Genomic DNA, 11,276 nt, shown 5'->3' with positions numbered 1-11,276 from the left:
TTCGAATAAAGAATACGCTTTCATCATAATTGATGAGAGCGTTTTCGTCAACTGTTTTTTTAGATAAAAAGTGATGTAAAACATTTAGACAAAAAGTCGTAAATATTAATTGTGAAATACTTCACAATATCGTGCTATACTATGCTCATCTATCAAAGAAAGCAGGAAAAGACAATGGAAACTCAAGCATTGCAAAAGGTTGAACAGTATGCTTTAAGAAAACAAAACATATTCGTTTCAAGCAAAATCCGTTATTTGCTCAGATCCATTTTGGCCAGCATGTTTATCGGTTTTGGCATTACAGCCGCAAGCAAAACAGGCAGCTATTTCTCTATTGCCGACTCACCGTTTGCCTTCCCGGCTGCCGCTGTGACATTTGGAGCTGCTATCGTATTAATTGCCTACGGAGGCGGGGATTTATTCACCGGCAACACCTTTTATTTCACTTATACCGCACTCCGGAAAAGAATCCGCTGGCGCGACACCCTGTACCTGTGGGTTTTCAGCTATACCGGCAATTTGATCGGAGCCGTTTTGTTTGCGATACTTATCAGCGCAACCGGGCTCTTCGAGGGGGCATCCCATTCCTTTTTGATTCATCTGGCAGAGCACAAGATGGAGCCGCCTGCCTCAGAGCTGTTTTTCCGAGGAATGCTGTGCAATTGGCTTGTATGTCTCGCTTTTTTCATTCCGATGTCTCTCAAAGGAGAAGGGGCAAAGCTGTTTGCCATGATGCTTTTCGTTTTCTGCTTTTTTATTTCCGGTTTTGAACACAGCATTGCCAATATGTGCACATTTGCGATCTCACTTTTGATCGATCACCCTGATACAGTCACACTGGCGGGAGCAGCCAGAAACTTAATTCCTGTTACACTCGGCAATCTGGCCGCAGGAATTGTGATGATGGGCTGGATGTATCACACGCTGAATGCCGATCAATAAAAAAACTTCCAGAGATCACTCCCTGCAAGTCAAAGCGGTTATTCCGAGAGATCTTGAAGACGCTGGACATGCAGCGTGATATAGCCGGCCTCGGACTCCGGCAAATGTAATTGATATTCATTTTTCAGAAACTCCGCCAGCTCCAGCGCACATTGATAGGCAAATGAATACTTTTTTTGGATGAAATAAAGCATCTCTTCGTCCATGGCATGAAACGCTTCATTTGATTCCAACCGGCTGACCGCGTATCGCAAATGCGTGACAAGGCGTTGATAGGAAATGCTGTTTTCATCCACCTTTCGATTAAAGTAGTTTTCTATTTTCTCTATCATTTCTTTTATCATCGTCGTATGCTTCAGCGCTGAATACATACTCTCTGCATCCATCTTTGCCGTATGGATGTGAAGGGCAATATAACCCGCTTCATCTTCAGGCAGAGACACGCCCAATGTCTCTTTTACATGTCCGATCGCCCACAGGCCGATCTCGTATTCTTTTTTATAGAGCGCCTTTATCTCATGCAATAATTTATTTTGCACAAGCAGCCCATTTTGAATCCTTTCGATCGCAAAGGACAAATGGTCAGAAAGCGCGATATGAATATGGTCGCTCAGCGGCGCCGCGAGCTCCCCTTCCGCATAGCTGATGATATCCTCAGCTATGTCAATATGCTCCTCAGGCAGTGTTTGCAGGATTTGTTTAAATTTTTCATTCTCGTCGTGCACGACAAAAATCTTTTCTACTTTATTCATAGGGATGAGATCATTTTTCTTTTTTTGAAAAGCGATGCCCGGACCCATAACGATTTTTTCCTGATCATCCTCTTTGATTAAAGCCGCATTGTTGTTTAATACCTTATAGATTTTCAAGAGGCTCTCTCTCCCGCCAATTAGCTTTTATGACTGGGATTTTACCTCCTTTTGACCGCCATGTAAAGATGCGGGCCGGCCCTCTCCTGCTTTGGCGATTCCTTGAAGGCTTGCAGACATCTTCTTTTATAGAGAGCGGCGGCTTTCGCTTTCTGTTTTTCTTCGTCATTCACAGCCATCCGCCATTCATAAAACGAAACCAGTCCTGCGGCTTGCACCGCCGCTTTTCTTTGATATGTACGCTGAGCCGAATAAATAGCGGCAGCCGCATGTTTTCGGTCCGGCGCCACCCAGTTCATCAAAAAGACCATCCACACCCGTAAAGATACAAGCAAACGTTTCATAGAAAAACATCCCTCCGCTTCTTTTTGGCAGGCAGCCTTTTTAGCAGCCCGTTTTTTCAGCCGCAGCTCACAGGAAAAGACGGCCGATTTCTTTTCTCGCAAACTAGCAGCTCTAGCAAAACTCATGACTCTATGATAGACCGTGGAAAGAGAATTCTTTGTCACAATATGAGTGAAAAAACAAACTAGTTTTAAGAAGTTTTGTTGAAAGCTGAAAGAAATGAAATGAAAATTGGAGAACCGCTTTAAAAAGTTTATACACAAGTTATCCCAAAGATAAGAACAACTTAATCACAAGAAATATCCACATGTCCACAAACCCCATCTATATTTTGTATAGGAACATATATTCCCAACTATATATATACACAGCTTTATTCACTTATACACAGGGTTCTGTGTATAACTCCTTCCTTATACACAACCAAAATCCAATAAATGGTCCAAATGACACAAGGATTTTTTTGAATTTTCAAGAAATATATACTAGATATTTAACACTTTTTCTAAACACAAAGGGGGAAACACATTGAAAAACGGGATTATTCGTTTTCTGCTTCTAGGTTTGGTTTTATTCTTTACGTTATCCACAGGCATTACAGGTGTACAGGCAGCACCGGTTTCTTCAAAAGGATCGGCGGACCTGGAAAAGGCCGAGGTATTCGGTGATATTGACATGACAACAAGCAAACAAACAACGGTGATTGTGGAATTAAAAGAAAAATCCTTAGCAGAGGCGAAAGAAGCGGGAGTAAACCAAACGAAAAGCAAGCTCAAAAACGCCCGCTCAAAAGCAAAAAATAAAGCCGTGAAAGCGGTGAAAAACGGAAAAGTAAAACGAGAATATGAGCAGGTATTCTCCGGATTTTCTATGAAGCTTCCAGCTAATGAAATTCCAAAACTTCTAGCAGTAGATGACGTTAAAGCTGTGTACCCGAACGTCACTTACAAAACAGACAATATCAGGGAGAAAGACATCACCATCTCCGAGGATGCTGTCTCTCCGCAAATGGATGACAGCGCCCCATATATCGGAGCAAATGATGCATGGGATTTAGGCTACACAGGGAAAGGCGTCAAAGTGGCTGTTATTGATACAGGGGTTGAGTACAATCACCCTGATCTGAAGAAAAACTTCGGACAATATAAAGGATACGATTTTGTAGACAATGATTACGATCCGAAAGAAACACCGACAGGCGATCCAAGAGGCGGAGCCACTGACCATGGAACACACGTGGCCGGAACTGTCGCTGCAAACGGTACGATTAAAGGCGTAGCGCCTGATGCAACACTTCTCGCTTACCGCGTTCTCGGACCGGGAGGAAGCGGCACAACAGAAAACGTCATCGCCGGTGTAGAACGTGCAGTTCAGGACGGAGCAGATGTGATGAACCTGTCTCTCGGAAACTCGTTAAACAACCCGGATTGGGCGACGAGCACAGCGCTTGACTGGGCCATGTCAGAAGGCGTTGTCGCCGTTACATCAAATGGCAACAGCGGACCAAACGGCTGGACAGTGGGATCGCCAGGCACATCCAGAGAAGCGATTTCTGTCGGCGCAACGCAGCTTCCTCTCAATGAATACGCCGTCTCATTCGGCTCTTACTCTTCAGCAAAAGTCATGGGCTATGACAAAGAAGAGGACGTCAAGGCGCTTCACAATAAAGAGGTTGAGCTTGTCGACGCTGGCCTCGGCGAAGAAAAGGACTTTGAAGGAAAAGATCTGAAAGGCAAAGTGGCACTCGTCAAACGGGGCAGCATTGCTTTTGTGGATAAAGCAGATAACGCAAAAAAAGCAGGCGCCATCGGCATGGTTGTGTATAACAACCTGTCCGGAGAAGTTGAAGCCAATGTGCCAGGCATGTCAGTACCAACGATTAAGCTTTCATTAGAAGACGGCGAAAAACTCATCAGCGCCATGAAAGCAGGCGAGACAAAAGCAACATTCAAGTTGACGGTCTCAAAAGCGCTCGGTGAACAGGTTGCCGATTTCTCATCCCGCGGCCCTGTGATGGACACGTGGATGATTAAGCCGGATATTTCCGCGCCAGGCGTCAATATCGTCAGCACCATTCCGACACATGATTCTGACAATCCATATGGCTACGGGTCAAAACAAGGAACAAGCATGGCATCACCTCATATTGCCGGAGCGGTTGCCGTTATCAAACAAGCTAAACCGAAATGGAGCGTTGAACAGATCAAGGCTGCCATCATGAATACCGCCGTCACATTAAAGGATGGCGACGGAGAAGTCTATCCGCATAACGCTCAAGGCGCAGGCAGCGCAAGAATTATGAACGCGATCAAAGCCGACTCGTTCGTCACACCGGGAAGCTACTCGTACGGCACATTTTTGAAGGAAAAAGGAACCGAAACGAAAAAAGAAACCTTTACAATTGAAAATCAATCTTCCATTAGAAAATCATACACGCTAGAATACTCATTTAACGGAAGCGGCATTTCCACATCCGGCACAAGCCGTGTTGTGATTCCGGCTCATAAAACCGGAAAAGCCACTGCAAAAGTAAAGGTCGACACAAAGAAAACAAAAGCAGGCACCTATGAAGGAACAGTCATCGTTAGAGAAGGCGGAAAAACTGTCGCCAAGGTTCCTACATTGCTGATCGTAAAAGAGCCGGATTATCCGAGGGTAACGTCTGTCTCAGTTAATGAGGGCTCTGAACAAGGCACCTATGAAATTGAAACCTACCTTCCTGCGGGAGCGGAAGAGCTAGCATTTCTCGTCTATGACAGCAACCTTGACTTTGCAGGCCAAGCCGGCATTTATAAAAACCAAGATAAGGGCTATCAGTACTTTGACTGGGACGGCACGATCAATGGGGGCACAAAGCTCCCAGCCGGTGAATATTATATGCTCGCCTATGCAGCGAACAAAGGCAAATCAAGCCAGGTTCTGACTGAAGAGCCGTTTACTGTTGAATAAAAAGCAGCCCTGCCGAGAAACATCGGCGGGGCTTTTTTCATGCAGGCTTTAGCGGCTTCATGCCTCAGCAAACGCCTCCTGTAAAAGGCGATAAGAATGAAGTTTATCCTCAAATCGGTTCGTAATGGTCACCGCCATGATTTCCTCTGTACCATAAGCCTTACTCAAGGACATCAGCTGTTCCTTGACCTGTTTTTTCGTACCGACAATCATTCGGTTTCTGTTGTCAGCAATTCGTCTTTGTTCATAAGGAGAGTACGTATTTTGCCGGACAGCCTCATAATCAGGAACGCCTTCTAAAGGTATGCCCTGCTCACCCGCCAAGAGAGTAAAATCAAGCACTGCCCCCAGCTGCTCCGCTTTCTCCTCTGTATCCGCACATAGAACAAAAACAGCAACTGCCGCCCGAGGTGTTTCTCCTAACACAGACGGCTTAAATCGTCTCATATATTGTCTGACTTTATCCTCCCCGCCCTCGCCATTGATAAAATGGGCAAACATATAGCCGGCACCCGATTTAGCGGCAAGCAAGGCACTTTCTCCGGATGAACCGAGCAGCCACACATCCGGTGCGCTGGATATATGAGGCGCAGCCGTCAGATTCGGAAAACGGTGTTTGTCATCCGCCAAATCATGCAAATACATCGTCAGCTCCTTGATTTGCTGCGGATACTGATCAGCATTGCGCTTTCCGCCGTCATTGAGCGCCCAAGATGCAATCGGCATTCCTCCCGGCGCTCTGCCTAGGCCGAGATCAATTCTTCCCGGCGTCAAACCTTCCAGCACACGAAAATTCTCCGCTACTTTATAGGCACTGTAGTGCGGCAGCATAACACCGCCTGACCCCACCCTGATCCGGTTCGTTTTCGCCGCAATATGGCTGATCAGCACCTCTGGACTGGACCCTGCCAGACGCTTTGAAAAGTGATGCTCTGAAACCCCAAATCTCTTATACCCAAGATCCTCAGCCGCCTGGGCAAGCTCAACAGTTTCCCGTAATGCCGTTTCTGCAGAGCTTCCCTCGGACACCGGAGATTGATCTAATATACTTAATGATAACATCCCTACCACCTCGTCCTCATCGTATCACTGATCCATTATTTTTTCTTCTAAGCCGCTCACACTGTTCATCAGTGTCCCCCGATCAATCGTCATTTATTTGGTCATCTTGTCTCTATTTGTCGGAATATGTTACACGTGAAACATAAAAACCTCTCCGCCAGCGGAGAGGTTTCACATTTAGTTCTTATTAAAACCTTTTTCCTTCACATATTCATTTAAGTACGTACGCGGTTTCTGCTTCATAAAGTTCAGAATTTGGTCAGACCACGTTTCCACCCGCTGACCATTTGTTCTTTCTCTATAATAATCAGAAATGGTTTTGTCATATGCACTCATATGTTTACGAAAATCATCGTCATTCACGTTATAGGTATTTTCATGATATACAGCCTGCTTCGGCAATCTCGGTTTTTTGCCGGATAGGTTGGCAGGGTGTCCTACAGCCAGGCCAAAAAGCGGGAGCACATGGTCAGGCGTTTGCAGCACCTCTGTCACCTTGTCCAGTTCATTCCGAATGCCTCCGATATAACATATGCCAAGCCCCATTGATTCTGCGGCGATGCTCATATTTTGAGCCGCAAGCGCAGCATCAATTAGACTGACCATAAACATTTCCGTATTTTCCAGCAGCTCAGAAATAAGTTCGCCTTTTTCTTCAGCCAGTTTTTGATGACGGTACAAGTCCGCACAAAACACAAAAAAGTGCCCGTTATGTTCTACATAAGGCTGATTCCCCGCAAGCACAGACAGCTCACGTTTTTTCTCCGGATCGGAAACACCGATAATCGAATAAGCCTGCACATAGCTGGACGTAGGCGCAGCCTGCGCGCTTTTCACTAATGTATCAATTTCCTCAGCTGTCAGAAGCTGATCAGTAAAAGATCGGATCGACCGATGGTTTAAAATGGTTTCAATTGTGTTGTTCATCACAAGGACCTCCTTATCTGTTTATCATATCCCAAAAAAAGTGAAGTCAAAAGTGAAATGCTCTGAAACAAAAAAAGACAGCCCTTTAGAGGCTGTCTGCATTTTATGAATTAAACAAATAACTTCTGTATCTCGTCAGCTGAACACTCGCATTATACACAATACCGAAACCAATTAACGTGGCAAGCGTCGAGCTTCCCCCATAGCTGACAAACAGCAGCGGAATCCCGGTAACAGGCATAATACCGATATTCATCCCGATATTCTGGAATGTGTGGATAACAATTAATGAAGTGTATCCCACACAAAAGAAAGAAGCAAAACGGCTGTAAGGATGTATCTTATCAATGAGCACTACAAGTCTGTAGATTAAGAAAAAGAACATGATGACGACAATGGCACAGCCTAAAAATCCGAAGCTTTCACCTAAAATAGCAAAAATAAAGTCAGTCTGTCCCTCTGGTACATAAACCTTCAAATTATGAACACCATTTCCGATAATCCCGCCTGAGCCGATAGCCATGACGGCCTGATCAACCTGCCAGCCGCTATTTGCATCTTCCTGAGTTGTTCCATTTGAATCAGAAACCCAAGATGTAACCCTGTTAATTTGATACTCTTGAATCCCAACTGACTTAGCAACATCAGGAAAATTAATCATGACTAACAAGACAAGAGAAATAAGTAAGACACCTGCACCGCCAATAATCGCAATCAGCTTCCAGTTCACACCAGACATAAAGATCATTACAATCACAATAAACATACAAACCCCTGCTGTACCGGCATCCTGAAGAAGAATAAGCCCGATTGGTACTACAGAAACACCAGCTATCTTTAGTAACAAATAAACATCATCTCTAAGAGATCGCATTTTTTTAGGATTTGTCTTAGAAATTACCGAGGCCACCACCATCATGAGGCCAATCTTCATAAACTCTGAAGGCTGCAGGGTAACAGATCCAAATTTAAACCAACTTTTCGCACCATTTTTTTCAGGTGCAATCGACTCAGGACTTACTTTTAATATCAATAAGAGCAGAATTCCGAATAAAAATACATACAAACTAAGTTTTTCTAGCTGCTCAAGGTCGAAATAAAGCAAAGCAACTACTGCAATAGCACCTAATATATAATAGACAATTTGTTTCTTCCAAGCCCCGTCCCCATACTGCCCAAACTGCCCGGCAGCATAAATCGCCACAACACTTATAATAAAAAACACACCAAATATAAAAATCAAATCCCCCTGATAAAAGGGGCTTTGCTGTTTCTTATATCGACTCATTCTATCCCGCCTTACATTTTCATCGGAAAATCACTAATGTTTATTATACATGAACCACGTTCAAGATGACACGTGAAGCTCGTTTCCTTTTTTGTTTTTTGCGCACAGTTGCTGCGTTTTTTCAGCTACACGAAATATGACGTATCATAAACCGAAATGTTTCGATTGACACAAAACTTTTCAAATGAAAAAAACCCCACTATAAAAGGGGTTAAAAGAAATCCATAAGAAATGGAGGTTTTAATTGAAATTCGTCATCAAGCCGTTTGATTTCCGGTACCGGTCCTTTTATCATGCCTGTTTCAAAAAGGAAACGAGCACTCCTGGCACCTAGGAAGAAAGCGGTTAAAGAAGATATGCTGCATTCTATTAGATGGTCAGATGACTCTTCCGGAATGATCTGCACCTGCTGGGACTCGACACGGAAAGTCTGTTGATTCCACGGGGCCCATTGATCCGTTACCTTAAAGTCAAAGGGAGCTGTCAGCCGAGATTTTGGATATTCCCGTAAAAAACCTTCAACGTCAACGATGCGCGCCATACTATAAGGATATATCTCTTGTTTAACCCGGGGTTCGGCAGTTAAAAAATCAAGATCTTCCTTCATTTGTACAGTCAGTTCTACTTCATTTAGCATCGAATCATGCTGGCAAATAAAATTCCACAAGCCTCTCTGGGCCTCCCTGTTCAAATAAACAAATTCTTTAACTCGCATCGTTTTATTTTTAATGTCATACACAAGATATCCACAAGGCACTCCATCTTCAGAGATATACATAGCCTTCATACCATCGATCTTCTCTGTCCAGTGCCCCTTTGAACGTTTCATTAGCCCATTATGCTTCGTTCTATACTGATTATAAATGGCATTCACTGCATCTGTTTCATTCTCTTGAAGCCTCCTCATGTATCCAGAGGTATCACCTAGCTTTTGCAATTGTTCTTTAAGGTAAGTAAGACGTTTTTGATAGAAACAAAGTTCCCAGCCAAATTTGCGGTAAAAGGAGATTAGGAACGGATGCAAAAAGCTGATGGTTTGGTTTTCTTTCTTCATGACCGTGAGAGCGTTCCGAATAAGTTCCTTTACTGTTCCTTTTCTTCTGTATTCAGGCCAGGTTGCCACCCCAGCAATACCTCCCATCTTCATCTCCTGCTCCTCAAGCATGACAGAAAAGGGAATAATGTGAAGCTTAGAGAAGAGTTTCTCTTGTTCCTTCATTCCGATGATGTAATGGTTCTCTAAAGCTTTTACTTTCTCTTCTCGTTCCTCATCACTGAGTTCTTTCTGAAAAGCATATTCAGACATGCGGATCACTTCTCGCCAATCTTCTCTTTCAAGCTTTATTACCTGATACATCTGCATCCCCCTTCTTTTAAAAAGAAAGCTCCATACATTCTCCTAGCGGATAGGCGATAAAAAATAAGGCAATAGTGCCAGACCATTTCCACAATTACCTGTATCAATTTCTGGAAAACATGGTATAATAATTGTAACAAAATGTTCACAAAACAACCACAAAACAGACACAATTCATTTCCTCTACTTCATTTTTGTAAACGCTGTCACAAAATGAAAGGAGACGGGTATGATGGACATGTTTTTTGCTTATTTATTGGTTGCCAGCGCTACTCCCCTCTTTATTTGGCTCGATAACAAAAAAGTCGCACTCTCTGCTATTCCGCCAATTATTTTAATGTGGGTATTCTTCTTCTTTTACGCAACAGAAAGCCTTTCTCCACTCGGACACACTCTCATGATTATCCTGTTTGCCGTCAACGTCATTGTCGCTCATATCGCGGCCTTTATCATTTATGGCCTTCCTTATCTTCGCAGAAAGCGAAGCAGCAGCTGAAACAGCAAAAAAACCCTCTTCTGACGAAGAGGGTTTTTGCTTATTTGTTGTGGCCTGAGTGCTCTGAGTGTTCAGCGCCTCCAGGAGGATTTCCGTCCATATGGTCACCGTGATGATAGTGGGCCGCGAAAATCCAGATGGATCCAAGCACGATAACGATCGCGCCGAAGAATCCGAACAGCGTGTTTCCGACTTGGATACCGCCATTTTCGCTCTCTGTCATGTGCATGAACATGAGAAGCTGGAGCGCCGCCTGAATGAAGGCGAAGCCGAAAATGATCCAAAGTTTTGCTGATGAGCTCAGGTCAGTATACACTGCAACCCATAGAGCCAGCAGGGTCAAAACAATAGACAGTGCAAAACCTACAATGTGCTTCCATGGAAAGTGACTGTGTTCAGCAGATTTGTTTGCCATTTTACAGACCCCCCAATCCCATGAGATAGACACCTGTAAAGATGAAAATCCATACAACATCTAAGAAGTGCCAGTACAAGCTTGAGATAAAGATTTTAGATGAAGTTTGCGGAGTTAAGCCGCGTTTCTTCAACTGAATCAGAATTCCTGTAATCCAGAAAATACCGATTGTTACGTGAGTTCCGTGAGTTCCAAGTAAAACAAAGAATCCAGACCAGAACGCACTTGTACCGAGAGATGCTCCTTCATGTACATAGTGGACAAACTCGTTGATCTCACAACCGACGAAGCCGGCGCCGAGAAGAAGAGTAATAATTGTCCAAATGACTACGCCTTTTAAACTTCCGCGGCGCATTTCATGAACAGCGATCCCGCAGGTGAAGCTGCTGATAAGCAGCAAGAACGTCATAATCATTACCAGATTCACTTCAAACAGTTCGTCCGGTAAGACACCTCCTGCTGTTCTGTTTTGAAGAACGAAGAAGGTTGCAAATAGTGTTGAGAACAACACAATTTCTGCCCCTAAAAAGATCCAAAACCCGAGAATATTAAGTCTGCCGGTTTCAGATTGATATTCCATAGGCGCGTTAGAATTGCCGTGTTCTGCATGTTCCATAACTCACGCC

At 44.0% G+C, this 11,276-nt stretch carries 11 protein-coding genes; 3 read left to right on the top strand and 8 right to left on the bottom strand.

Translation table 11 applies throughout. The annotated features are described in order from the left end of the window. The first annotated feature begins 174 nt into the window (after positions 1-174). A complete protein-coding gene (locus CJU60_RS01660; protein WP_095712743.1) occupies positions 175-942 on the top strand; it encodes a formate/nitrite transporter family protein in 768 nt (255 codons plus the stop codon). 38 nt (positions 943-980) lie between these two features. Here the strand turns inward: CJU60_RS01660 and sacT are convergent, their stop codons facing one another. After that, a complete protein-coding gene (sacT, locus tag CJU60_RS01655) occupies positions 981-1,811 on the bottom strand; it encodes a sac operon transcriptional antiterminator SacT (protein WP_024123283.1) in 831 nt (276 codons plus the stop codon). Positions 1,812-1,852: 41 nt separating this feature from the next. Then, the gene (locus CJU60_RS01650; RefSeq protein WP_010332348.1) at positions 1,853-2,155 is read right to left on the bottom strand and encodes a hypothetical protein; all 303 of its coding nucleotides are present in this window, start codon (positions 2,153-2,155) and stop codon (positions 1,853-1,855) included. 529 nt (positions 2,156-2,684) lie between these two features. Here CJU60_RS01650 and CJU60_RS01645 point away from each other — a divergent pair. Further along, complete coding sequence (locus CJU60_RS01645) at positions 2,685-5,105, top strand: S8 family peptidase (protein ID WP_095712742.1); 2,421 nt, start codon at positions 2,685-2,687, stop codon at positions 5,103-5,105. A gap of 57 nt (positions 5,106-5,162) precedes the next feature. Here the strand turns inward: CJU60_RS01645 and CJU60_RS01640 are convergent, their stop codons facing one another. The 4 genes from CJU60_RS01640 to CJU60_RS01625 all read right to left on the bottom strand — a co-directional run bounded on the left by CJU60_RS01640 (position 5,163) and on the right by CJU60_RS01625 (position 9,739). After that, a complete protein-coding gene (locus CJU60_RS01640) occupies positions 5,163-6,167 on the bottom strand; it encodes an LLM class flavin-dependent oxidoreductase (RefSeq protein WP_095712741.1) in 1,005 nt (334 codons plus the stop codon). A gap of 177 nt (positions 6,168-6,344) precedes the next feature. Next, on the bottom strand, positions 6,345-7,094 hold the full coding sequence (gene nfsA, locus CJU60_RS01635) for an oxygen-insensitive NADPH nitroreductase (RefSeq protein ID WP_095712740.1): 750 nt from the start codon (positions 7,092-7,094) through the stop codon (positions 6,345-6,347). Between the two features lie 103 nt (positions 7,095-7,197). Then, on the bottom strand, positions 7,198-8,382 hold the full coding sequence (locus CJU60_RS01630) for an FtsW/RodA/SpoVE family cell cycle protein (protein WP_095712739.1): 1,185 nt from the start codon (positions 8,380-8,382) through the stop codon (positions 7,198-7,200). A 211-nt stretch (positions 8,383-8,593) separates the two neighbouring features. Further along, positions 8,594-9,739 (bottom strand): GNAT family N-acetyltransferase, encoded by a 1,146-nt coding sequence (locus tag CJU60_RS01625; protein ID WP_095712738.1) that lies wholly within the window; start codon positions 9,737-9,739, stop codon positions 8,594-8,596. A 229-nt stretch (positions 9,740-9,968) separates the two neighbouring features. Between CJU60_RS01625 and ywcE the strand changes: the two genes are divergently transcribed. Next, positions 9,969-10,235 carry a spore morphogenesis/germination protein YwcE gene (ywcE, locus tag CJU60_RS01620; RefSeq protein WP_081638379.1) on the top strand — a complete coding sequence of 89 codons (267 nt, stop codon included), beginning with the start codon at positions 9,969-9,971 and terminating at the stop codon, positions 10,233-10,235. Between the two features lie 40 nt (positions 10,236-10,275). Here the strand turns inward: ywcE and qoxD are convergent, their stop codons facing one another. Next, the gene (gene qoxD / locus CJU60_RS01615; protein WP_095712737.1) at positions 10,276-10,650 is read right to left on the bottom strand and encodes a cytochrome aa3 quinol oxidase subunit IV; all 375 of its coding nucleotides are present in this window, start codon (positions 10,648-10,650) and stop codon (positions 10,276-10,278) included. A 1-nt stretch (position 10,651) separates the two neighbouring features. Further along, complete coding sequence (gene qoxC, locus CJU60_RS01610; RefSeq protein ID WP_003236031.1) at positions 10,652-11,266, bottom strand: cytochrome aa3 quinol oxidase subunit III; 615 nt, start codon at positions 11,264-11,266, stop codon at positions 10,652-10,654. Positions 11,267-11,276: the final 10 nt, after the last annotated feature.

It is taken from the genome of Bacillus sp. 7705b, assembly GCF_002289525.1.
GTDB classification, from domain to species: Bacteria; Bacillota; Bacilli; order Bacillales; family Bacillaceae; genus Bacillus; species Bacillus halotolerans.
This window is presented reverse-complemented; position numbering and strand designations above follow the sequence as displayed.